Origin of the sequence: Bacillus sp. FS02, assembly GCF_024398395.1 — a bacterium.
Classification (GTDB): domain Bacteria; phylum Bacillota; class Bacilli; order Bacillales; family Bacillaceae; genus Bacillus; species Bacillus altitudinis.
In genome coordinates this window covers 269,066-292,947 of sequence record NZ_CP074101.1, presented here as the reverse complement: position 1 = coordinate 292,947, position 23,882 = coordinate 269,066, and the positions used below count along the sequence as shown (strand labels likewise).

General features: G+C 41.8%; 22 protein-coding genes. All 22 read left to right on the top strand.

Annotated features, from left to right (window positions below; genetic code table 11):
- Positions 1 to 7: 7 nt before the first annotated feature.
- On the top strand, positions 8 to 2,128 hold the full coding sequence (infB, locus tag KFQ09_RS01490) for a translation initiation factor IF-2 (RefSeq protein WP_255835991.1): 2,121 nt from the start codon (positions 8 to 10) through the stop codon (positions 2,126 to 2,128).
- Positions 2,125 to 2,403 (top strand): DUF503 domain-containing protein, encoded by a 279-nt coding sequence (locus KFQ09_RS01485; protein ID WP_017359071.1) that lies wholly within the window; start codon positions 2,125 to 2,127, stop codon positions 2,401 to 2,403. The genes infB and KFQ09_RS01485 overlap by 4 nt, the downstream gene beginning before the upstream one ends.
- A 17-nt stretch (positions 2,404 to 2,420) precedes the next feature.
- A complete protein-coding gene (gene rbfA / locus KFQ09_RS01480) occupies positions 2,421 to 2,771 on the top strand; it encodes a 30S ribosome-binding factor RbfA (protein ID WP_007499525.1) in 351 nt (116 codons plus the stop codon).
- Positions 2,772 to 2,839: 68 nt separating this feature from the next.
- Positions 2,840 to 3,769 carry a tRNA pseudouridine(55) synthase TruB gene (gene truB / locus KFQ09_RS01475; protein WP_048002817.1) on the top strand — a complete coding sequence of 310 codons (930 nt, stop codon included), beginning with the start codon at positions 2,840 to 2,842 and terminating at the stop codon, positions 3,767 to 3,769.
- A gap of 18 nt (positions 3,770 to 3,787) precedes the next feature.
- A complete protein-coding gene (gene ribF, locus KFQ09_RS01470) occupies positions 3,788 to 4,738 on the top strand; it encodes a bifunctional riboflavin kinase/FAD synthetase (protein WP_212360374.1) in 951 nt (316 codons plus the stop codon).
- A 155-nt stretch (positions 4,739 to 4,893) separates the two neighbouring features.
- A complete protein-coding gene (gene rpsO, locus KFQ09_RS01465) occupies positions 4,894 to 5,163 on the top strand; it encodes a 30S ribosomal protein S15 (RefSeq protein WP_008354438.1) in 270 nt (89 codons plus the stop codon).
- Between the two features lie 183 nt (positions 5,164 to 5,346).
- The gene (gene pnp, locus KFQ09_RS01460; protein WP_007499522.1) at positions 5,347 to 7,464 is read left to right on the top strand and encodes a polyribonucleotide nucleotidyltransferase; all 2,118 of its coding nucleotides are present in this window, start codon (positions 5,347 to 5,349) and stop codon (positions 7,462 to 7,464) included.
- A 125-nt stretch (positions 7,465 to 7,589) separates the two neighbouring features.
- Entirely contained in the window at positions 7,590 to 8,543 is a 954-nt protein-coding gene (locus KFQ09_RS01455) for a polysaccharide deacetylase family protein (protein ID WP_017359068.1), read from the top strand.
- 33 nt (positions 8,544 to 8,576) lie between these two features.
- Positions 8,577 to 9,806, top strand: coding sequence for a M16 family metallopeptidase (locus KFQ09_RS01450; RefSeq protein WP_007499520.1), 1,230 nt, complete (start codon positions 8,577 to 8,579; stop codon positions 9,804 to 9,806).
- Positions 9,807 to 9,879: 73 nt separating this feature from the next.
- Positions 9,880 to 10,800: an aminoglycoside phosphotransferase family protein gene (locus tag KFQ09_RS01445; protein ID WP_129548287.1), complete on the top strand. Its 921-nt coding sequence runs from the start codon at positions 9,880 to 9,882 to the stop codon at positions 10,798 to 10,800.
- A 69-nt stretch (positions 10,801 to 10,869) separates the two neighbouring features.
- A complete protein-coding gene (locus KFQ09_RS01440; protein ID WP_008344726.1) occupies positions 10,870 to 11,142 on the top strand; it encodes a YlmC/YmxH family sporulation protein in 273 nt (90 codons plus the stop codon).
- 123 nt (positions 11,143 to 11,265) lie between these two features.
- Positions 11,266 to 12,168, top strand: a complete 903-nt coding sequence (gene dpaA / locus KFQ09_RS01435; RefSeq protein ID WP_017359065.1) for a dipicolinic acid synthetase subunit A — start codon at positions 11,266 to 11,268, stop codon at positions 12,166 to 12,168.
- Positions 12,165 to 12,758 (top strand): dipicolinate synthase subunit B, encoded by a 594-nt coding sequence (dpaB, locus tag KFQ09_RS01430; protein WP_017367267.1) that lies wholly within the window; start codon positions 12,165 to 12,167, stop codon positions 12,756 to 12,758. Before dpaA ends, dpaB begins: the two co-directional genes overlap by 4 nt.
- A gap of 139 nt (positions 12,759 to 12,897) precedes the next feature.
- Complete coding sequence (gene asd, locus KFQ09_RS01425; protein ID WP_255835990.1) at positions 12,898 to 13,917, top strand: aspartate-semialdehyde dehydrogenase; 1,020 nt, start codon at positions 12,898 to 12,900, stop codon at positions 13,915 to 13,917.
- 92 nt (positions 13,918 to 14,009) lie between these two features.
- Positions 14,010 to 15,224 carry an aspartate kinase gene (gene dapG, locus KFQ09_RS01420; protein WP_025207348.1) on the top strand — a complete coding sequence of 405 codons (1,215 nt, stop codon included), beginning with the start codon at positions 14,010 to 14,012 and terminating at the stop codon, positions 15,222 to 15,224.
- 30 nt (positions 15,225 to 15,254) lie between these two features.
- On the top strand, positions 15,255 to 16,121 hold the full coding sequence (gene dapA / locus KFQ09_RS01415; RefSeq protein WP_019744174.1) for a 4-hydroxy-tetrahydrodipicolinate synthase: 867 nt from the start codon (positions 15,255 to 15,257) through the stop codon (positions 16,119 to 16,121).
- Between the two features lie 171 nt (positions 16,122 to 16,292).
- Complete coding sequence (gene rnjB, locus KFQ09_RS01410; protein WP_008344715.1) at positions 16,293 to 17,960, top strand: ribonuclease J2; 1,668 nt, start codon at positions 16,293 to 16,295, stop codon at positions 17,958 to 17,960.
- 121 nt (positions 17,961 to 18,081) lie between these two features.
- Positions 18,082 to 18,810, top strand: coding sequence for a ClpP family protease (locus tag KFQ09_RS01405; RefSeq protein ID WP_008344713.1), 729 nt, complete (start codon positions 18,082 to 18,084; stop codon positions 18,808 to 18,810).
- Positions 18,807 to 19,043 (top strand): YlzJ-like family protein, encoded by a 237-nt coding sequence (locus KFQ09_RS01400; protein ID WP_041090415.1) that lies wholly within the window; start codon positions 18,807 to 18,809, stop codon positions 19,041 to 19,043. The genes KFQ09_RS01405 and KFQ09_RS01400 overlap by 4 nt, the downstream gene beginning before the upstream one ends.
- Positions 19,044 to 19,153: 110 nt before the next feature.
- Entirely contained in the window at positions 19,154 to 21,529 is a 2,376-nt protein-coding gene (locus KFQ09_RS01395) for an FtsK/SpoIIIE family DNA translocase (RefSeq protein WP_076821700.1), read from the top strand.
- A gap of 164 nt (positions 21,530 to 21,693) precedes the next feature.
- Positions 21,694 to 22,419 (top strand): GntR family transcriptional regulator, encoded by a 726-nt coding sequence (locus tag KFQ09_RS01390; protein ID WP_008344706.1) that lies wholly within the window; start codon positions 21,694 to 21,696, stop codon positions 22,417 to 22,419.
- 103 nt (positions 22,420 to 22,522) lie between these two features.
- Entirely contained in the window at positions 22,523 to 23,752 is a 1,230-nt protein-coding gene (locus KFQ09_RS01385; protein WP_235632410.1) for a bacillibactin exporter BcbE, read from the top strand.
- The last annotated feature ends 130 nt before the right edge of the window (positions 23,753 to 23,882 follow it).

Sequence of the window (23,882 nt, the reverse complement as noted above, 5' to 3'; positions counted from 1 at the left end):
TGAACGAATGGCTAAAGTGAGAGTATATGAATACGCAAAAGCCATAGATGTTTCAAGTAAAGATATTATAGCAGCGCTTAAGGATATGAACGTGGAAGTGAACAACCACATGGCGACGCTTGAAGACGACACTGTGAAAAAGCTAGACGCTATCTATAAAAAAGCCAAAGCAAAAGAGACAGCTAACGAGAAACCCGCAGAACAAAAAAAACAATCATCTAACAAAAACAATGATAGAAAGAAGAATGACGTGCAGAATAATCAATTTAATAAAAACAAAAAAAACAACAACCAAAACAAAAACAAAAATAAACGCGGCGGCAACAACAAGGCGCAGCATCAGCAAGCAAGACCTGTGAAGCCGAAAAAAGAGCTTCCTGAAAAAATTGAATTTATAAATTCAATGACAGTCGGCCAGCTTGCTGACGAGCTTGGCAAAGAAACTGCTGAAATCATCAAAAAACTGATGATGCTTGGTGTCATGGCTACGATCAACCAAGAGCTCGATAAAGATACAGTCGAATTAATTGCTTCTGAATATGGTGTTCCAGTAGAAGAAGTCATCATTTTAGAAGAAACTGAACTTGAAAAGTATGAAGTTGAAGATAAAGAAGAAGATATGCAAGTACGCCCTCCAGTCGTAACGATCATGGGACACGTTGACCACGGGAAAACAACGCTTCTTGACAGCATTCGTAAAACGAAAGTTGTTGAAGGCGAAGCGGGTGGAATTACGCAGCATATTGGTGCATACCAAATTGAAGAAAACGGTAAGAAAATCACGTTCCTTGATACACCAGGACACGCAGCTTTCACTACGATGCGAGCACGCGGTGCTGAAGTAACAGATACGACGATCTTGGTCGTTGCAGCAGATGATGGTGTCATGCCGCAAACGATTGAAGCGATCAACCACGCAAAAGCGGCAGAGGTGCCAATCATTGTGGCTGTCAATAAAATTGACAAACCAACAGCGAACCCTGACCGCGTGATGCAGGAATTAACTGAGCATGGTCTTGTACCTGAGGCTTGGGGCGGCGAAACCATTTTCGTTCCTTTATCTGCAAAAACAGGCGAAGGCATTGACGAATTGATCGAAATGATCCTTCTTGTCAGCGAAGTAGCAGAACTAAAAGCCAACCCAAATCGTGCGGCAAAAGGAACTGTGATCGAGGCTGAGCTTGATAAAGGAAGAGGTTCTGTTGCAACCCTTCTCGTTCAAACTGGTACACTTCAAGTAGGTGACCCAATCGTTGTCGGAAATACATTTGGCCGTGTACGTGCAATGGTCAATGACATCGGACGCCGCGTGAAAACAGCAGGACCATCTACACCTGTTGAAATCACTGGTTTAAATGATGTACCGCATGCAGGGGATCAGTTCCTCGTATTCAAAGATGAAAAAACAGCTCGTCAAGTCGGTGAGGCGCGTGCGTCTAAACAACTTGATGAACAGCGTTCAGACAAAGCGAAATTATCTCTCGATGACCTATTTGAGCAAATCAAACAAGGTGATGTGAAAGATATCAACTTAATCGTAAAAGCAGACGTACAAGGTTCTGCTGAAGCACTGACGGCAGCTCTTCAAAAAATTGAAGTAGAAGGCGTCAAAGTGAAAATCATCCATACGGGTGTTGGAGCGATTACAGAATCTGATATCATTTTAGCAAGTGCTTCTAATGCGATTGTGATTGGATTTAACGTACGTCCTGATGGCAATGCGAAGAGCACAGCTGAAACAGAAAACGTAGATATCCGCTTACACCGCATCATCTACAAAGTCATCGATGAAATTGAAGCTGCGATGAAAGGGATGCTTGACCCTGAATATGAAGAAAAAGTCATCGGTCAAGTTGAAGTTCGTCAAACGTTCAAAGTATCAAAAATCGGTACAATTGCTGGTGGCTATGTCACTGAAGGTACCATTACTAGAGACAGTGGTATCCGCTTAATTCGTGATGGCGTCGTCATCTTTGAAGGCGAAGTCGACGTATTAAAACGATTCAAAGACGATGTGAAAGAAGTTTCACAAGGCTATGAATGTGGTATTACCATTAAGAAATACAATGATATCCGTGAAGGTGATGTCATGGAATCATTCGTTATGCAAGAAATCGAAAGAAAATGATCGGTTATACCGAGTGTGAGTGTATGATCTATGATGCATCCTCACTGAAGGAAAAACGTGCGGTTCTGCAGCGTATCATGACAAGAACGCGCCATAAATTCAATGTGACCATTGCTGAAATGGACTATCAGGATACATGGCAGCGTACTTCGATCGGAATCGCCGTCATTTCCTCCTCCCGGGTTCAAGTGGAAAAGGAACTTCAGCGTGTGTTAAGCTTTATTGATTCTTTTCCGGAAATTGAACGAACGATCACGAAAACTGAGTGGTTTTAACTAGAGGTGATAAGATCATGAGTATGAGAGCAACCCGTGTGGGTGAGCAAATGAAAAAAGAATTAGGCGACATCCTTGGCAGAAAGCTAAAAGATCCAAGAATCGGCTTTTTGACTGTAACGGATGTTGAAGTATCCGGTGATTTACAAATTGCCAAAGTCTACATTTCTGTTCTTGGCGACGAGAAGAAAAGAGAGGAAACCTTAAAAGGCCTTGCAAAGGCAAAAGGGTATATCCGCTCTGAAATTGGCAATCGAATCAGACTTCGCAAAACACCAGAGCTTCACTTTGAATTCGATGAGTCTGTAGATTACGGTAACCGAATTGAAAGCCTGATTGCTGAACTAAACACAAAAGATCACGAATAAGACGTTGAAATAAGGATAGGCGATGATCGTCTGTCCTTTTTCATCGTTTATGAAAGGAGAGAACGCAGGTGCAAAACGGTGTTCTTTTATTACATAAAGAAAGAGGCATGACCTCTCACGACTGTGTGTTTAAAGTGAGAAAGATTTTACACACAAAAAAAGTGGGACATACAGGGACACTCGATCCAGAGGTTTCAGGTGTTCTGCCTATTTGTATTGGACGAGCGACAAAAATTGTGGAGTACTTAACAGATAAATCGAAAACGTATGATGCGGAAATCACCATTGGATTTTCTACAACGACAGAAGACCAAACAGGTGAAGTAGTAGAAGAAAAAAAGGTGCCGGTACCGATGTCAGAAGATGACATTGATGCTGCGTTGAAACAATTTGAAGGAACCATTGAACAGATCCCTCCGATGTTTTCTGCTGTGAAAATTGGCGGAAAAAAGCTCTATGAATATGCAAGGCAAGGCATTGAAATTGAACGTCCAAGCCGTGAAATTACCATTCATCGCATCGAGCGGACAACATCTGTCACATTTGAAAATGGTAAGGTATCCTTTAGATTCACCGTACTGTGTTCAAAAGGCACATATGTGAGAACGTTAGCCGTCGATATCGGAAAAAAACTTGGGTTTCCAGCCCACATGTCTCACCTCATTCGCATAGGATCTGGTGACTTTACGTTAGATGAATGTATCACTCTTGATGAGTTGAGGGAGATCAGTGAGAAAGGAACGGTTGAGGAACATCTTGTGCCGATCGAGCGTGCGCTCAATCATTTGCCGAAATGGGAGATAAATGATACATTAGCAAGTAAAGTGGAAAACGGTGCAGTCCTACCTATGCCTGATGAATTTGCTCATTTTGCAGAGGAAGATCGTGTCGCTGTCTTTGCTCCTTCAGGCCGTTGTATGGCGATTTATATGAAGCACCCGACCAAACAGAACCTGATGAAGCCGGCGAAGATTTTATCACAGGACAAGCAATCTTAAAGAAAAGGTGACCATCTCGTGAAGACTATACATATTTCACACCCACATACATTGAATCAAAAGGATCAAGTCCCGTCTGTGATGGCTTTAGGGTATTTTGACGGTGTTCACCTCGGACACCAAAAAGTGATTGATGCAGCGAAAAACATTGCGGAAAAAGAGGGTTTAGCTCTAGCTGTCATGACTTTTCATCCGCATCCATCACATGTTCTGCAAAAAGCACGTGAACCAAAAGACTTAATCACACCGCTTGAGGATAAGATTGATTTTATCGAACAATTAGGTGCTGACTACTTATACATTGTGCAATTCAGCGAAAGCTTTGCAGCACTGTCTCCTCAAGAGTTTGTCGATCAATATTTGGACGAACTGAATGTGAAGCATGCAGTCGCTGGTTTCGATTTTACCTTCGGCCGGTTTGGCGCAGGCACAATGGAAACGTTTGATGAATATGGGAAAGGGCGGATTGCTGCGACCATTGTACCTAAGCTTTCCAACCAAGAGCGGAAAGTCAGCTCGACCCTTATACGTTCCGCATTGAAAAATGGAGACGTTGAATATGTGAGTGAGCTTTTAGGGAAACCGTATCAGCTGCGAGGCATTGTCATTCATGGAGATAAACGAGGACGCACGATTGGCTTTCCAACCGCCAATGTTGGTTTATCTGCTGAATACATCATCCCGCCAACAGGCGTATATGCAGTGAGAGCGGAAGTGAAAGGCAAGGTGTATGACGGTGTTTGTAACGTTGGCTACAAACCAACATTTTACGAAAAACGTCCTGACCAGCCTGCGATTGAAGTGAACCTTTTTGATTTTAACGAAGAAATTTATGGTGAACCGATTAAATTACAGTGGTACAAACGGATTCGCAGTGAACAAAAATTTAACGGTATCCAAGAATTAACGGCTCAAATTAGTCAAGATAAAGAAGAAGCGATTCAGTTTTTTCAAGATCATCTTCATTGAACAAAAAAATCGCAGAAAAACCGCTCTATCATTTGCAAAATCGGCATATTTTTAGTATGATAATTCCTGTAGCTTTAAAACCACTTACTTGGCAGGCCGACTTCACCGACGGTTGCGAGGTAGATGGGGCTAACATGATTTGGAGGTGAAACAGGATGGCTATTACTCAAGAGCGTAAAACTCAATTAATTAATGAGTTCAAAACACACGAATCTGATACTGGATCTCCAGAAGTTCAGATCGCTGTCCTAACAGAATCAATTAACAACTTGAACGAGCATTTACGTACTCATAAGAAAGATCACCACTCACGTCGCGGTCTTTTGAAAATGGTAGGTAGACGTCGTAATCTTCTTACGTATCTACGTAATAAAGACGTAACTCGTTACCGTGAGTTAATTAACAAACTAGGCTTACGTCGATAATCGTAAAAAGCGGGAGGATTCCCGCTTTTTTATCGTATAATCACTAATATTTTATGGTTAAAATGTTGAAAGAATGGCAAAAACCCTTCTACATACAGCTTTCACATTGATATGTGAAAATCATTTTGTTCATAATAAGAAATAACCTAAAAACTTTACGACGAGAGAGGAGTTTATCTCAGAATGGGACAAGAGAAACAAGTCTTCACCATAGACTGGGCTGGACGTCAACTGACAGTTGAAACTGGCCAGCTTGCAAAGCAAGCAAACGGAGCGGTTCTCGTACGCTACGGAGATACGGCTGTGCTTAGCTCAGCAACAGCTTCTAAAGAACCAAAACCACTTGATTTTTTCCCGCTCACTGTAAACTACGAAGAAAGATTATATGCAGTTGGTAAAATTCCTGGTGGTTTCATTAAAAGAGAAGGCCGCCCAAGTGAAAAAGCAATCCTTGCGAGCCGCTTAATTGACAGACCGATCCGTCCACTATTTGCAGACGGATTTAGAAATGAAGTACAAGTCATTAGTATTGTCATGAGTGTGGATCAAGATTGTTCATCTGAAATGGCTGCAATGTTTGGCTCATCTTTAGCTTTATGTGTGTCTGACATTCCATTTGAGGGACCAATCGCTGGCGTGACAGTAGGACGAGTAGATGGAAAACTCATCATCAACCCAAATGTTGAGCAGCTTGAACAAAGCGATATCAACCTTGTTGTAGCTGGAACAAAAGATGCAATCAACATGGTAGAAGCTGGTGCTGATGAAGTACCAGAAGAAACAATGCTTGAAGCTATCATGTACGGCCATCAAGAGATCAAACGCTTAATCGAATTCCAAGAAGAAATTGTAAAAGCTGTCGGTAAAGAAAAAATCGATATTCCTTTATATGAAGTCGATCAAGCATTAGCAGAGGAAGTAAAACAACTTGCTGAAGCGGATCTACTGAAAGCGATTCAAGTACATGAGAAGCATGCTCGTGAAGATGCCATCAGTGCTGTGAAAAAAGCTGTTGTTCAAAAATTTGAAGAAGAAGAGCGTGACGAAGCAACGATTAAACAAGCGAAGGATGTCTTAAACAAGCTTGTGAAAAACGAAGTTCGCCGCCTTATTACTGAAGAGAAGGTACGTCCAGATGGACGCGGCGTCGATCAAATCCGTCCACTTTCTTCAGAAGTAGGACTTCTTCCAAGAACGCACGGTTCAGGATTGTTTACAAGGGGCCAAACACAGGCACTCAGTATTTGTACATTAGGTGCACTTGGTGATGTACAGATTCTTGATGGTCTTGGTGTTGAAGAGTCTAAGCGATTCATGCACCATTATAACTTCCCACAATTCAGTGTTGGTGAGACCGGCCCAATGCGTGGTCCAGGCCGTCGTGAGATTGGACATGGTGCGCTAGGCGAACGTGCATTAGAGCCAGTCATTCCATCTGAAAAAGATTTCCCTTATACGGTTCGCCTTGTGTCTGAGGTGTTAGAATCAAACGGTTCTACTTCACAAGCAAGTATTTGTGCGAGCACACTTGCGATGATGGATGCAGGTGTTCCAATTAAAGCACCAGTTGCAGGGATTGCAATGGGACTTGTTAAATCTGGTGAATACTACACAGTGCTGACAGACATTCAAGGAATGGAAGATGCACTTGGAGATATGGATTTTAAAGTAGCAGGTACATCTAAAGGTGTAACAGCGCTTCAAATGGACATCAAAATCGATGGTCTATCAAAAGACATTTTAGAAGAAGCACTTCAACAAGCGAAAAAAGGAAGAATGGAAATTTTAGATAGCATGCTGTCAACGATTCCAGCTTCTAGAGGAGAATTGTCACGTTATGCACCAAAAATCTTAACGATGACAATCAATCCAGATAAAATTCGCGATGTCATTGGACCAAGCGGTAAACAAATCAATAAAATCATTGAAGATACCGGTGTGAAAATTGATATTGAACAAGACGGTACAATCTTTATCTCTTCTACTGAAGAAGACATGAACCAAAAAGCGAAGAAAATCATTGAAGATCTTGTCAGAGAAGTTGAAGTTGGCCAACTTTACTTAGGTAAAGTGAAACGAATTGAAAAATTCGGTGCCTTCCTTGAAATCTTCAGCGGCAAAGATGGACTTGTTCATATTTCTGAGCTTGCACTTGAACGTGTTGGCAAAGTAGAAGATGTCGTGAAGATTGGTGATGAACTCCTCGTCAAAGTCACTGAGATCGATAAACAAGGCCGTGTGAACCTTTCTCGTAAAGCTGTTTTACGTGAAGAAAAGGAAAAAGAAGAAAAGCAGTCTTAATGAGAACAAATAAAATGTGTTAGAAGCCAGGTATCCGTGCCAGGCTTCTTTCTTTTCTTGCGCGTAACAATAGTTCTAGCTTGTTTCTCCCCATCATAATTTGTGGTAAAGGGGAGGGACAACCATTGAAAAAAACGATACCATTCTTTGTGTTTGTATTTTTACTGCTCGTGTCATATCAAACGATGAAGCAGCCGGCTGCTGTTACATATATGAATTCAATGAAAGAGCACGCCGAGGTAGCATCTGTTTCAAAAGATATTCTGTATCAAGAGATCGAATCGAAGTCTTCTGACTATGAAGAGAAGCCGCAAAATGCTAAGATTGATAAAGTGTGGAAAAAGATGCCTGGTTTAAATGGACAGACAGTCGATATCGATGCTTCTTACGAAAAAATGAAAAAACAGGGCTCTTTCGATGAAAAGCTGCTTGTTTTTAAAGAAACAAAACCCTCTGTCCATTTACATGAACTTGGTGCTGAACCTATCTATAAGGGACATCCAGACAAAAAGATGAATGCATTCCTGATCAATGTAGCTTGGGGCGACGAGCATTTAACAAAGATGTTGAATACACTAGAAAAGCATCAAGTGAAGGCAACCTTTTTCTTAGAAGGCAAATGGGTGAAAAACAGTCCAGACCTTGCTAAAAAAATCGTGGCAGATGGTCATGAAATTGGAAATCATTCATACAATCACCCGGATATGCGCACACTGACAAGAGAACGAGCATTAGAGCAGATGATTAAAACAAATCGCCAAATTGAAGAATCCCTTGGGAAAAAACCGATATGGTTTGCGCCTCCAAGTGGCAGCTTTAAAGAAGAAACAGTAAAGCTTGCGAAACAAGAAGGAATGGAAACCATTATGTGGACAGTAGACACGATCGACTGGCAAAAACCATCACCAGCTGTATTACAAAAACGAGTGCTTGGGAAAATTCACAATGGGGCGATGATATTAATGCATCCAACAGACGCAACAGCGAGAAGTCTTGACGCACTTATCACTCAAATCAAAGAAAGAGGATATGAATTAGGAACGGTTTCTGACCTCCTAAGTGAAAAAAGACATCCGTGATGCGATCTGTTTGTTGAATAGGAGGAGCAAAACTTGGTCAAAACGTATACATGCCAAAACGGAGTAAGAATTGTACTTGAAAACAATCCCACTGTAAGGTCTGTCGCAATTGGCGTCTGGATTGGAACAGGTTCTAGACATGAGACACCAGAAGTAAATGGGATCTCACACTTTTTAGAGCATATGTTCTTTAAAGGAACAAAGACGAGATCTGCACGTGATATCGCAGAATCCTTTGACCGCATTGGTGGTCAAGTGAATGCCTTTACGTCAAAAGAATATACTTGCTATTATGCAAAGGTACTTGATTCACATGCTGGGTATGCCCTCGATGTGTTGAGTGACATGTTTTTCAACTCTGCTTTTGACGAAGAAGAGCTGAAGAAAGAAAAAAATGTGGTCTATGAAGAAATTAAAATGTATGAAGATACTCCTGATGACATCGTTCATGATTTGTTAAGCAAAGCCATTTACGGTGATCATTCATTAGGTTATCCGATTTTAGGGACAGAGGAAACACTCTCTACTTTTAACGGTGATTCCCTTCGAAAATATATGGACGAATTCTATACGCCGGATCGCGTCGTCATCTCTGTTGCAGGGAACGTCGATGACACCTTCATTCGTGAGGTCGAAACATTATTTGGCTCGTATGAAGGAAAGGGGAAAAAGCAGCCTGTCGAAGCCCCGCAATTCCACTATGACAAACTGACACGCAAAAAGGAAACAGAACAGGCGCATCTTTGCATGGGCTTTAACGGACTTCCTGCTGGAGATCAGGGCATCTATGACTTAATCGTCTTAAATAATGTTCTAGGCGGTAGCATGAGCAGCCGGTTGTTCCAAGACGTAAGAGAAGATAAAGGACTTGCGTATTCTGTATTCAGCTATCATAGTTCATTTGCAGATAACGGAATGCTGACGATCTATGGTGGAACTGGAGCGAAGCAGCTAAATCTGCTATCTGAAACCATCTTACAAACATTAGACGTCTTAAAACGTGAGGGAATTACGCAGAAAGAACTTGAAAACTCTAAGGAGCAAATGAAAGGCAACCTCATGCTCAGTCTTGAAAGCACAAACAGCAAGATGAGCCGAAATGGTAAAAATGAATTACTCCTTGGCAAACATCGTACGCTTGATGAAATTATTGATGAAATCAATCGCGTCTCATTAGACGGCGTGAACAATTTATCGAAAAGAATCTTTACAGAAGATTATGCGCTCTCGCTTATTAGTCCGACGGGTGATCAGCCATCATAATGTAAACAACACGGCAGACTTCTCAAGAGGTCTGCCGTTTATTGTATACCAAGAAGAAAGGGGCCCTGCGTTCATGAAACACGAAAAACTGAAACAGCTATCTCCGCTTCTTAAACAAGCCATCTCTTTCCAGCCGATGACATCTGGATTTTCGGGAGACCGCACCTTTTTGGTCATAACGCCTAGTGAAAAGCTAGTACTCAAGCTATCAGACATTCAGAAATATTCCAGTTTGAAAAAGAAAGCGTCCATTCAGCAGAAGTTAAAAAATCGAGGCGTTATTTGTTCTGAAGTGATGGAGGTCGGAGTGAGTGCTGAACAAAACTGTACCTTTCGTATTTTTCCATTTATCGAAGGAGAGATTGCTAGAGCATCCATTCATCTGCTCACAGAAGAAGAGCAGTATGAAATCGGAAGGCGGGCAGGCAGAGACTTGAGTATCATGCATACATGCGATGCCCCTTTTTATGCAGCCCCCTGGGATAAGAAGGTATTAGCGAAACATGAACGGTATGTACATGCCTATCAATCAAGCGGAGTGACCTTTTCCCATGATCAGTTCGTATTAGATTTTATTCAGTCACATGCTGATGCGGTAAAAGGGAGGCCAAACCAGTTCCAGCATGATGATTTTCATTTAGGGAATATCATTATACAGCGTCATCAATATGCTGGGGCGATCGACTTTGATCAATCCGACTGGGGCGATCCGATTCATGACTTTTATAAACTGTCTTTATTTAGTCGAGAAAGAAGCATTCCATTTTCAGCCGGGCAATTGGATGCCTATATAAGTACGCAGACAACACATGATTTTTGGCTTCTTTTTTCCATCTATACAGCCATGAGCTGTTTTTCTTCTATTGTTTGGACGTTATCCTATGACCCGGGGCATGTAAAAGACATGGTGAATCGAGTGGAGAGAATGCTGACAGACCATAAGCGTTTTACTCAACTGACGCCAGTTTGGTATACAGATTGGCTTCATTCGTGACGTGTAGAACGGGACGGTCTATTCCCCCTCCCTGCTGCATATATGATATGGAAGGGGAGTGATGCGATTTTGAGGCTGAGTGAGCTGTCAGGAAAAGAGATCGTCGATATTAAAAGAGCGGAGCGGCTTGGCGTGCTTGGACAAACCGACCTTGAAATAAATGAACAGGACGGTCAAATTACAGCACTCATCATACCTTCCGTCAAATGGTTTGGCTTTCGAAAACAAGGAAATGACATCCGCGTTCCGTGGAATCACATTCAAAAAATAGGATCAGATATGATCATTCTCGATGTGCCTGAAGAACTTCAGCCGCACGGGGAAAAAGAGCACCCATCATAAAAGGGTGCTCTTTTTCTTTTCTCTCCCCGATTTGTTCACAGGCTGAATCCTCTCCTCATATGCTGAAAGGGAGATTCGGAAAATATTACAGACTTTTTTAAATAAAGAAGGTGAACGGTCAGTATGTTGAGCGGTTTAACGGTTGCGGTGATCGGGGGAGATGCTAGGCAGCTTGAAATCATTCGCAAGCTGTCACAGCAGCATGCCAAAGTGTTTTTGGTCGGATTTGATCAGCTGGATCATGGATTTATTGGTGCTGAAAAGCTGAAAATGTCAGAGCTTCCATTTGAACAAGTGGATAGTATGATCCTTCCGGTATCAGGTGCTACAGACGAAGGGGTCGTTGCCACCGTTTTTTCAAATGAGAAGGTCGTGCTAGAAGCTAAATATTTAGAAAGAACCCCTGCACATTGTACCTTGTACTCAGGTATTTCTAATATGTACTTAGACAATATGGCAAAGCAGGTGAACCGGAAGCTTGTGAAGCTGTTTGAGCGAGATGATATTGCCATATATAACTCTATTCCAACAGTTGAAGGGATTATCATGATGGCCATTCAGCAAACGGACTATACGATTCATGGGTCACATGTCGCTGTTCTCGGACTTGGTCGAACAGGGCTCACCATTGCCCGCACATTTCGGGCGCTAGGTGCGGAAGTGAAAGTTGGTGCTGCGGATACAGCCCATTTAGCGCGAGCCTTTGAGATGGGACTTGATCCATTTTCAATGGACCGTTTAAAAGATGAAGTAACGGATGTCGACATCATCATCAATACGATTCCAAGCTTAGTATTAGATTCATCTGTCATCGTCAGCATGACACCAAAGACACTCATTTTGGATATCGCCTCCCGCCCAGGTGGAACAGACTTTGATTTTGCACAAAAGCATGGAGTGAAGGCACTTCTTGCACCAGGACTTCCAGGGATTGTGGCACCAAAGACAGCCGGGCAGATCATTGCAAAAGTGCTATCTGGTCTCTTATGTGAACTTGCGGAGGAAAAAAGGGGGATGGAATCATGACTACACTAAAAGGGAAAAGAATTGGCTTTGGTTTAACAGGATCTCACTGCACGTACGAAGCTGTTTTTCCGCAAATCGAATCACTCGTGAAAGAAGGGGCAGAAGTGCGTCCTGTCGTGTCGTATACGGTGCAAAATACAAATACGAGATTCGGAGAAGGAGCGGACTGGATTGAGCGGATTGAGAAGCTGACAGGATTTCAAGCGATTGACTCAATCGTCAAAGCAGAGCCACTCGGGCCTAAACTTCCACTTGATTGTATGGTCATTGCGCCTTTAACAGGCAATTCAATGGCGAAATTTGCAAATGCACTGACAGACAGTCCAGTCTTAATGGCTGCTAAGGCGACCATTCGTAATCATCGCCCTGTCGTTTTAGGCATTTCCACCAATGATGCATTAGGTTTAAATGGTACAAATCTCATGAGACTCATGTCGACAAAGAACATTTTCTTTATTCCATTCGGCCAAGATGATCCATTCAAAAAACCGACTTCCATGGTAGCGCATATGGATCTACTGACGAAAACGGTAGAAGAGGCGCTCGAGCATAGACAAATTCAGCCCATTTTAATTGGATCAAACGAATAATAGATTCACTAGAAAATCATGAAAGATTCAAAAAAGGTACTTCAAGCCTTGCTTTTCTATGGTAAAATAAAATGTAAAAAGTCATAGGATGGCCATCCGAAAGAAAAGAATCATGGATGGGTCGGAAGGAGTTTTACTGATGGGAAGAGGATTGCATGTAGCTGTAGTTGGAGCGACTGGAGCTGTCGGTCAACAAATGTTAAAAACACTAGCTGACAGAGATTTTGAAATGGATACACTGACTCTACTATCCTCAAAACGTTCTGCTGGAACAAAAGTGACATTCAGAGGTCAAGAGTATACCGTTCAAGAAGCAACACCTGAAAGCTTTGAAGGGGTCAATATTGCACTATTCAGTGCGGGAGGAAATGTTTCCAAAGCGCTAGCTCCTGAAGCAGTCAAACGAGGTGCAATTGTTGTCGATAATACAAGTGCTTTTCGTATGGACGAAAATACCCCTCTTGTCGTACCAGAGGTAAACGAAAAAGATTTGCATGACCATCAAGGGATCATTGCAAACCCTAACTGTTCAACGATTCAAATGGTGGCGGCGCTAGAACCGCTTCGTCAAGCGTATGGCATGAAAAAAGTCATTGTGTCTACTTACCAAGCAGTATCAGGTGCAGGACATGAAGCCATTGACGAACTGTACAGCCAGTCGCAAGCCATTCTAAATAAAGAAGATGTGAAACCAGAAGTCATGCCTTATCAAATTGCCTTTAATGCGATTCCGCAAATTGATAAATTCCAAGACAATGGCTATACATTTGAAGAAATGAAAATGATCAATGAAACGAAAAAAATCATGCATTTGCCAGAGCTGGAAGTAGCGGCAACATGTGTGAGACTGCCAATTGAAACGGGTCATTCAGAATCAGTTTACGTTGAACTTGAATCAAATGACGCAACGGTTGATGACATCAAGTCCCTCCTAAAAGATGCACCAGGCATCACATTACAAGATGATCCGTCTCAGCAAATTTATCCAATGCCTGCAGATGCTGTTGGTAAAAACGACGTATTTGTCGGCCGCATTCGGAAGGATTTGGATCGTCCAAATGGCTTCCATATGTGGATTGTATCTGATAACCTGCTAAAAGGCGCTGCATGGAACTCCGTTCAAATTGCAGAAAGCTTACGAGCATTAAAATTAGTTTAACATTCAATGGATGATGAGGACGAATAGAAGAGAGTTAGGCATCTTTCGCCTACTCTCTTCTGTTACGTCAGAATGAACTTGGAGTGAAAACAGTGAAAATAATTGTCCAAAAATTTGGCGGTACATCTGTCAAAGATGATCAAGGGAGAAAAAGGGCACTTGCACATATCTTATCTGCAAAAGAGAAAGGCTATAAATCGGTCGTTGTCGTGTCTGCGATGGGACGAAAAGGCGATCCTTATGCGACAGATACGCTGCTTGGTCTGCTTTATGGCAGTGCGCAGCATATGACAAACCGAGAAAAAGATTTACTCGTGTCTTGCGGAGAAAATATTTCAGCTGTTGTTTTTTCAAGTATGCTGAATGAAAACGGGCTAAAGGCTGTTGCGATGACAGGATCACAGGCAGGCTTTGTGACAGATAAAGAACATACAAATGCGAAAATTATTGACATGAAGTGTGAACGTCTTGAGGCGGCACTTTCAGAGCATGACGTGGTTGTCGTAGCTGGATTCCAAGGCGCTGCAAAAAATGGAGACGTGACAACAATCGGACGAGGCGGTAGTGATACGTCAGCTGCTGCGTTAGGCGCTGCATTGCAGGCAGATTTCATCGATATTTTTACAGATGTAGAAGGGGTCATGACAGCAGATCCTCGTATCGTAGAAAATGCAAAACCACTGAGAGTCGTGACATACACAGAAATTTGTAACCTCGCATACCAAGGGGCAAAAGTCATTCACCCTAGAGCTGTTGAAATTGCCATGCAAGCTAAAGTACCAATGAGGGTCCGTTCAACATACTCTGATGATGAGGGCACACTCGTGACATCACACTACTCAGATAAAATGAGTCATGATGTGTACGACCGCCTGATTACGGGTATTGCACATGTCAATGATGTCACACAAATCAAAGTCCCAGCTAAAGAGGGACAGTACAGCGTACAAACAGAAGTCTTTAAAGCAATGGCAAATGCCCAAATCAGTGTCGATTTCTTCAACATTACACCGAGCGAAATCGTTTATACGGTGACAGGTGCAATGACTGAAAAAGCAACGGCGATCCTAAAAGATCTAGGCTATACGCCGATTGTCACGACAAACTGTGCAAAGGTATCAGCTGTTGGAGCAGGCATTATGGGTGTACCAGGTGTCACATCTAAAATTGTATCTGCACTATCTGAGCAAAATATTCCGATCCTACAGTCCGCTGACAGTCATACGACGATTTGGGTGTTAGTGAACGAAGAAAACATGAGAGCGGCTGTCAATGCCCTTCATGAAGTGTTTGAACTTTCAAGATAAATGTGATTGAATCATGATGAGGTGAAAAAAATGAATTTCGGAAATATCGCAACAGCTATGATTACACCTTTTGATAAAAAGGGCAACATTGATTTCCAAAAGCTATCAATTCTCATTGATTATTTGTTAAAAAACGGCAGTGACTCTTTAGTCGTTGCAGGGACAACAGGCGAATCGCCAACTTTATCGACTGAAGAAAAAGTCGCTCTTTTTCAGCAATCGGTGAAATTAGCAAATGGTCGTTGTAAAATCATTGCAGGAACAGGCAGTAATAACACAAATGCGTCTATTAAACTAACGAAAAAAGCAGAAGAAGCGGGCGTTGATGCAGTGATGCTTGTCGTACCTTACTACAACAAGCCATCACAGGAAGGCATGTATGCACACTTTAAAGCAATTGCCGAGTCTACATCTCTTCCTGTCATGCTTTACAATGTACCAGGAAGAACGGTTGCTTCATTAGCACCAGAAACAACGATTAAGCTTGCGCAAATACCGAACATTGTCGCAATTAAAGAAGCAAGCGGTGATCTAGATGCCATGACAAAAATCATTGCAGAGACACCAGAAGATTTTGACGTTTACTCTGGTGACGACAGCCTAACGCTTCCTGCGGTTGCGATTGGTGCAAGAGGAGTCGTCTCTGTTGCTTCTCATATTGTAGGCCTAGATATGCAGCAAATGCTAAAAAGCTACGCTTCAGGACAAACAGCGAATGCGGCATTGATTCATCAAAAGCTGGTGCCGATCATGAACCAGCTGTTCTCAGCGCCAAATCCAACGCCTGTCAAAACAGCTCTTCAGCTGAAAGGATTAGATGTCGGATCCGTTCGACTCCCGCTTTTACCTTTATCAGAAGAAGAAAGACTGAATTTAAGCAGCGTATTAAACAGCTGATCAAAACAAAAAAATTCGTAAGCGGTCATTCTCAGATGTCCCTGAGTATGACCGTTTTTTATACATAAACACTTTCTTAAAATGTGACTTCATCTTGTTTTCTAAAATTAGATTCAGTTATAATAGCATTAAGCGATGATGGACGGGCTTGAGACTAGGAGGATAAGAATTTTGAAAAAGAAAAATACAGAGAACGTAAGAATTATTGCACTGGGAGGCGTTGGAGAAATCGGGAAAAACTTATATGTCATTGAGATTGATTCTGACATATATGTTGTAGATGCAGGACTCATGCATCCAGAAAACGAAATGCTAGGCATTGACGTGGTCATTCCTGATATCTCTTATTTAACAGAACGAGCTGATCGGGTGAAAGCAATTTTTCTTACCCACGGACATGATGAAGCAATCGGAGGCGTATTCCATTGCTTAAGCAAATTGTCTGTACCAGTTTACGGCACGAAGCTGACCCTTGCGTTACTTCGAGAAAAGTTAAAGCAATACGGCTTCAATCAAAAAGCTGATTTGCGAGAGGTTCATGCAAAGTCAGTCATTACATTTGAAACAACAAAGGTATCGTTCTTTAGAACGAATCACAGTATTCCTGATTCAGTCGGAATCAGCTTCAAAACATCTCTTGGTTCAATCGTATGCACAGGTGATTTTAAATTTGATCAAACCCCAGCGCTTAACCAAGCCTGTGACATCGGAGAGATTGCGAAAATTGGAAACAATGGCGTTTTAGCACTTCTTTCAGACAGTGCAAATGCTGAAAAACCAGGCTATACACCTTCTGAGGCGCTCGTCCAAGACGAAATCTCAAATGCGATGTACAATGCTGAAAATCGTGTGATTGTCGCTGTATCTTCATCAAATATTAACCGTGTACAGCAAATCATTAATGCCACAAACCAAAATGGCCGTAAGCTTGCAGTAGCAGGAAAAAATATGATGACAACGCTTCAGCTTGCGATCAAACTTGGTTATGTGACAGCAGACGAAGAATTATTTGTTCCAGTCCAAGAAGTGAAAAAAATGGCGAAAAACAGTGTGGTCATTCTCACAGCAGGAAGCCACGGTGAGCCTCTCGCTGCTTTAACAAAAATGGCGAAACAAAATCACAAACAGCTTCATATTGAAAAAGATGACACGGTTGTGATTGCGTCTACACCTCTTCCGGGACAAGAACTCACCTATTCAAAAACGGTGGATTTCCTTACAAGAAGCGGAGCACAAGTGATTTTTGCTCAAAAACGAGTGCATGTATCTGGACATGGCTGTCAAGAAGAGTTAAAGCTCATGCTGAACTTACTGAAGCCGAAGTATTTAATTCCTGTAAATGGGGAATATCGCATGCAAAAAGCACATTCTCGTATTGCTGAAGAAGTGGGCATGAAACGAAGCGACATTTTCTTAATTGATAAAGGGGATGTTGTGGAATTTAGAGGTCAAAACGTCAAAATCGGTGAAAAAGTACACCAAGGGAACATTTTGATCGACGGTCTTGGCGTTGGTGACATCGGGAATATTGTCTTACGTGATAGACGCCTATTGTCTCAAGATGGCATCTTGATTGTAGTCATTACACTCGATAAACAAAAGAAACAATTAATTTCTGGACCTGAGATCATCACAAGAGGATTTGTTTATGTAAGAGAATCCGAAGAGCTGATTGTGAAAGCAACAGAAATGGTCAAAGGGATTGTGAAAGAGCAAACGGAAAACTCAATTGTTGAATGGTCAACACTGAAACAATCCATGCGCGATGTACTAAATCAATTCCTATATGAAAAAACTAAACGTAAGCCAATGATCATTCCAATTATTATGGAAGTGTGATGAGAAAAGCCCAAGGAGCACAAGCTCTTTGGGCTTTTTTGATGTGACATGATGAATGCGGATGGAATGTGACGATCTTGTTCATAATAGGAGGAGAGTTTTTAGGAAAGGATGGAGACAAATGGACGAACAGAATGAACAGCAGCCTGAGCGAAAACCAGAAGAAAAAGATAGCATTATGAGCAAAATACAACAGCTTGGTGAAACAGCCGTCCCGCAGTTGTCACAAGATACAAACATACATTGCCTCACCATTATTGGACAAATTGAAGGGCACATGCAGCTGCCGCCACAAAATAAAACAACCAAATACGAACATGTCATTCCACAAATCGTAGCAGTTGAACAAAACCCAAAAATTGAAGGACTTCTAATCATTTTAAATACAGTCGGCGGCGATGTAGAAGCAGGACTAGCCATTGCGGAAATGCTCGCTTCTTTATCCAAACCGACTGTATCCATTGTGCTTGGCGGCGGCCACTCTATTGGGGTCCCAATCGCCGTATCGTGTGATTATTCATACATTGCCGAAACAGCAACGATGACCATTCACCCTGTACGCTTAACCGGTCTAGTCATTGGTGTTCCGCAAACCTTTGAATACTTAGATAAAATGCAGGAAAGAGTCATTAATTTTGTCACGAGTCACTCAAACATTACAGAAGAGAAATTTAAAGAGCTTATGTTCTCTAAAGGCAATTTAACAAGAGACATCGGGACAAATGTCGTTGGTCATGAGGCGGCTGAATACGGACTGATGCATGAAGTCGGCGGCGTTGGACAAGCGATTAAAAAGCTGAACGAGCTTATTGGCGAACGGGCTGCACAAAACGAGGGGCTGATCCAATGATTTTATATACAACTATGCCTTATGAAGCCATTTACGCTGAGGAACAAGGAGAGCGCAAACTCCAGCAGGTATACATTCAGGGCGTGCCAGTGATGGTTGAAATGAAAGAAGATGAAGCGGAAATCGTTCAAGTAATGAGTACCAATCCAATGGACTTTTTGAATCAAGAGCTTGCACCAGGTAAGCGATTGAAGTTACATTTAGGCACCAATCAAACCGACTCATATGAATGATTCTATGCTATAATAAAGGGAAAACTTACAACAAGATGCAGCCAAAACCAGGCTGCTTTCTTTCTGATCTTTTCGTAGGTTATATTTTCTTTTGTAGTAAGGTGATGAGTATGGCGAAAAAGAGAAAACGTAAAACAAGAAAAAAACAAAATAAACAGCTAAAACTGAAATACGAACTAAATGGGTTAGTCTGTATTGCCATAGCGATCATTGCCATTTTACAGCTAGGTGTAGTTGGACAAACCTTTGTACATCTATTCCGATTCTTTGCAGGTGAATGGTTTATTCTCTGCCTTATCGGATTATTTCTTTTTGGTGTGACGATCTTTTGGAAAAAACAAATTCCTGATTTACTGACAAGAAGAAAAGCAGGTTTATACTGCATCATTGCGAGTATCTTGCTTTTGTCCCATGTGAAGCTTTTTCAGCATCTTTCAGCTGCAGGCGTGATAGGTTCTCAAAGTGTAATCAGAAATACGTTTGAGTTATTCTTAATGGATATGAAAGGTGAGACAGGCTCGCCCGATTTAGGAGGCGGTATGATCGGTGCTGTATTATTTGCGGCCTCCTATTTCTTGTTTGCACAAGCAGGGTCGCAAATCATGGCCATTGTGCTAATGCTGATCGGCATTGTGCTGATCACAAACCGGTCACTGCAAGAAATGGTCAAAAAAGTAACGCTGCCTGTATCACAATTTTTGGTGAAGCAGTGGAAAGCATTTATTGAAGATATGAAAGGCATAAGGCAGGCGAAAAAGAATGCACCTGCGCAGAAAACAAGTGAAAAGAAAAAGCGTTCACGCTTGCAAGAAGAGGCCGAAGAAGATCATGATCATATCTTGATCGAGGAAGAAGAGCAGGCTTCTGACAATCGTCAGCCGATTATCTCAAGTTTTGCTGATCGAGATGACATGCTCACACCGCAAGTTCAAAAAGATCAGCCGGTCAATGAGCCAGATCCTCTTCAAGAAACGGTACAAGGCGCTCCGTCTCATGATACAGGAGATGAACCAAAAGAAGCTCCGCCTATGACGTTTACGGAGCTTGAAAATAAGGATTATGAGCTGCCATCGCTTGATATTTTAGCTGAGCCGCAGCATTCAGGTCAGCAAACAGATAAGAAGAATATTTATGAAAATGCAAGAAAGCTTGAAAAGACCTTCCAAAGCTTTGGTGTAAAAGCAAAAGTGACACAAGTTCATTTAGGGCCGGCCGTCACAAAATATGAAGTATACCCTGATGTCGGCGTGAAGGTAAGTAAGATCGTCAACTTGAGTGATGATTTAGCCCTTGCATTAGCTGCAAAAGACATTCGAATTGAAGCGCCGATTCCTGGTAAATCCGCCATCGGAATTGAAGTGCCCAACGCAGAAATTGCGATGGTTTCTTTAAAAGAGGTTTTAGAATCGAAACAAAATGACCGCCCAAATGCCAAGCTACTCATCGGACTGGGCCGAAATATTTCTGGTGAAGCTGTGCTGGCTGAAATGAACAAAATGCCGCATTTACTTGTGGCTGGCTCGACAGGAAGCGGAAAGAGCGTATGTATCAATGGCATTATCACAAGCATTCTCATGAGAGCAAAACCTCATGAAGTAAAGATGATGATGATTGACCCGAAAATGGTTGAATTAAATGTTTATAACGGCATCCCGCATCTGTTGGCTCCAGTTGTGACTGATCCTAAGAAAGCCTCACAGGCACTTAAAAAAGTGGTTAGTGAAATGGAGCGCCGTTATGAATTGTTTTCGCATACGGGCACAAGAAATATTGAAGGGTACAATGATTACATTAAACGAATGAATCAATCAGAAGAAGCGAAGCAGCCAGAACTCCCTTATATTGTCGTCATTGTAGACGAGCTTGCTGATTTAATGATGGTTGCTTCTTCTGATGTAGAAGATTCCATTACAAGGCTTTCTCAAATGGCACGTGCTGCAGGGATTCATTTAATTATCGCCACACAGAGACCTTCGGTTGATGTCATTACTGGTGTCATTAAAGCCAATATTCCATCCCGTATTGCATTTAGCGTATCGTCACAAACCGATTCAAGGACCATTCTTGATATGGGAGGCGCAGAAAAATTGCTGGGCAGAGGGGATATGTTGTTTTTACCGGTCGGTGCGAACAAACCAGTTCGTGTACAAGGCGCCTTTTTATCAGATGAAGAAGTGGAACATGTCGTTGATCATGTCATCACACAGCAAAAAGCACAATATCAAGAAGAAATGATCCCAAGTGAAGAAACGCAAGATCAGCTTGGGGCTGTGGACGACGACTTATATGATGAAGCAGTTGAACTGATCATTGGCATGCAGACGGCCTCTGTTTCTATGCTGCAAAGGAGGTTCCGCATCGGTTATACCCGTGCTGCACGTCTTATTGACGCAATGGAAGAGCGCGGGGTTGTCGGACCATATGAAGGCAGTAAACCGAGAGAAGTCCTCCTCTCAAAAGAACAACATGACGAGCTCTCTTCATAATTCGAAGAGAGCTTTCCTAACATGAAGTTAACGATATATTGATTATGTTAACTGGAAGTCAGACTATTTATTTATTTGCAAAAACATGATATAGTTATGTTCATCTTATCTCGGAATAGAGATTTCTCATCTTATCATTTGCATTGATTAGACGGAGGGAAAACATGTCGACCAAAACAGACAATCGCCATTTATATTTGAAAGTGATTGACCGTATTAAAGAAGATATTCAAACAGGTGTATATGCCGAAAAAGAAAAGCTCCCTTCTGAGTTTGAGCTCTCAAAGCTTTTAGGCGTTAGCAGAGCGACCCTTCGTGAAGCCCTTCGTATATTAGAAGAAGAGAAGTATTTAATTAGAAGGCATGGTGTGGGAACTTTCGTCAACTCAAGACCGCTTTTTTCTACTGGCATTGAACAGCTGACAAGTGTCACAAAAATGATTGAACAGGTCAATATGACGCCAGGTACCATCTTTTTGTCCTCACAAGAAGGAGAGCCGACAGAGAATGATGTCATTCGTTTTCAGTGTGATGAATCCGAGAAGGTTTTTTCAATGGAACGCGTTCGAACAGCAGATGGACAGCCAGTCGTCTATTGTTTAGATAAAATTCCGGTCAAACATCTTCCCGCTTCTTTTACTCATGAGGAAGAATCGCTTTTTGAGCTGTTTGGCAGAGAACCGCACAGCGGAATTAAATATGCAGTGGCAGACATCGAACCGATTGGTTATCACGATCAGGTTTCACCGATACTAGAATGTGACCCAGAAACAGCCTTACTATTACTGAAACAAATGCACTATGATCAAGATGATCAGCCGGTCTTATACTCGCTCAATTATTTTCGAGCGGATAAATTCAGCTTCCATGTCATACGTAAACGATTTTAACAAAGCAGTCGCTTCCATAGGCGGTTGCTTTTTGTTTGCCCATACATAAAACCCGTGAAACATGCCACACTAATACGTAACAGTATATAGAATTGGGTGAATGATGTTGGGCGAGAAAACTGTCAGTAAAAAGAATATTATTGCATTATCATCAGTGCCTCTAATCATGACACTTGGGAACTCGATGCTAATCCCCGTATTACCAGAGATCGAAAAGAAACTCTCAATCACTTCCTTTCAAGTGTCACTCATTATTACGGTATACTCCGTTGTGGCGATTTTGTGTATTCCGATTGCCGGTTATTTATCTGACCGAATTGGGCGAAAAAAGGTGCTTTTGCCGTGTCTTTTAATCGCAGGACTTGGAGGAGCTGTGGCAGCTGTTGCCTCAACCATCATGAAAGAACCCTATATGTGGATTCTATTTGGAAGGGTCCTTCAAGGAGTTGGCTCAGCCGGGGCAGCACCTGTCGTCATGCCGTTTATTGGCGATTTGTTTCACGATGATGAAGAGGTAAGTGCGGGACTTGGAGCCATTGAAACTTCTAATACAGCTGGAAAGGTACTAAGTCCTATTATTGGGGCACTTCTCGCTTCTTGGTTTTGGTTTGTACCGTTTTGGTTCATTCCATTCTTTTCAATCATCAGCTTTGTGATGGTACTGTTTATGGTTGAATCCGCAAAGAAAGAGGAAGATCCGCCTACATTTAAGGAGTTTTTAAAATCAACAAAGACGATTTTTAAGCATGAAGGACGCTGGCTTTATGCCATTTTTGCTATTGGTGGTTTTATTATGTTTCTTCTTTTTGGCGTGCTCTTTTATTTGTCAGATAACCTAGAAGCAGCGTATCAAATAACGGGTGTCAAAAAAGGCTTACTGCTAAGTATCCCGCTCCTTTTCTTATCAATCAGCTCGTACATTGCGGGGAAAACAATCGGGAAAGAAAAGGGGAAAATGAGGATATTTCTCATCGTTGGTATGGCTCTTTTATCACTTTCGTATATATTTTTATGGTGGAATCACAGTTTTTACGTGTTGTTTGTCTGCTTAAGTATTGGCGGCGTAGGGATCGGCATTGTTCTTCCAGCACTTGATGCGTTGATAACAGAAGGGATTGAAAAAGAGCAGTGCGGAACCATTACGTCATTTTATAGCAGCATGCGGTTTATCGGTGTTGCTTTAGGACCTCCAATTTACGCATTTCTTATGGATAAAGGAGACTCCATCGTTTTTATTCTATCGACCATATGTAGTCTCATTTCATTATTTTTGGTCATCTTTTTCATCCAGCCAGATGAAAAGGATGAAAGTGAACAATTGAAAACGGTTTAAACATAGAAAAAAGACGGTATTTTGCCATCTTTTTTCTTTTTTATAAATTGACATGTAAAATTTTGATAGTTAAACTAATGTATAGTAATATCTTTTAAATTATCCCAAATAGGAGGTGTTCAAAAACATT

Bases quoted from the DNA above. Each gene is read 5' to 3' on its own strand.
- KFQ09_RS01405 (WP_008344713.1), top strand. From the start codon at position 18,082: ATGGACGAACAGAATGAACAGCAGCCTGAGCGAAAACCAGAAGAAAAA.
- asd (WP_255835990.1), top strand. From the start codon at position 12,898: ATGGGAAGAGGATTGCATGTAGCTGTAGTTGGAGCGACTGGAGCTGTC.
- dpaB (WP_017367267.1), top strand. From the start codon at position 12,165: ATGACTACACTAAAAGGGAAAAGAATTGGCTTTGGTTTAACAGGATCT.
- rpsO (WP_008354438.1), top strand. From the start codon at position 4,894: ATGGCTATTACTCAAGAGCGTAAAACTCAATTAATTAATGAGTTCAAA.
- KFQ09_RS01445 (WP_129548287.1), top strand. From the start codon at position 9,880: ATGAAACACGAAAAACTGAAACAGCTATCTCCGCTTCTTAAACAAGCC.
- KFQ09_RS01395 (WP_076821700.1), top strand. From the start codon at position 19,154: ATGGCGAAAAAGAGAAAACGTAAAACAAGAAAAAAACAAAATAAACAG.
- KFQ09_RS01400 (WP_041090415.1), top strand. From the start codon at position 18,807: ATGATTTTATATACAACTATGCCTTATGAAGCCATTTACGCTGAGGAA.
- rbfA (WP_007499525.1), top strand. From the start codon at position 2,421: ATGAGTATGAGAGCAACCCGTGTGGGTGAGCAAATGAAAAAAGAATTA.
- KFQ09_RS01385 (WP_235632410.1), top strand. From the start codon at position 22,523: ATGTTGGGCGAGAAAACTGTCAGTAAAAAGAATATTATTGCATTATCA.
- dapA (WP_019744174.1), top strand. From the start codon at position 15,255: ATGAATTTCGGAAATATCGCAACAGCTATGATTACACCTTTTGATAAA.
- KFQ09_RS01485 (WP_017359071.1), top strand. From the start codon at position 2,125: ATGATCGGTTATACCGAGTGTGAGTGTATGATCTATGATGCATCCTCA.
- infB (WP_255835991.1), top strand. From the start codon at position 8: ATGGCTAAAGTGAGAGTATATGAATACGCAAAAGCCATAGATGTTTCA.
- KFQ09_RS01390 (WP_008344706.1), top strand. From the start codon at position 21,694: ATGTCGACCAAAACAGACAATCGCCATTTATATTTGAAAGTGATTGAC.
- dpaA (WP_017359065.1), top strand. From the start codon at position 11,266: ATGTTGAGCGGTTTAACGGTTGCGGTGATCGGGGGAGATGCTAGGCAG.
- pnp (WP_007499522.1), top strand. From the start codon at position 5,347: ATGGGACAAGAGAAACAAGTCTTCACCATAGACTGGGCTGGACGTCAA.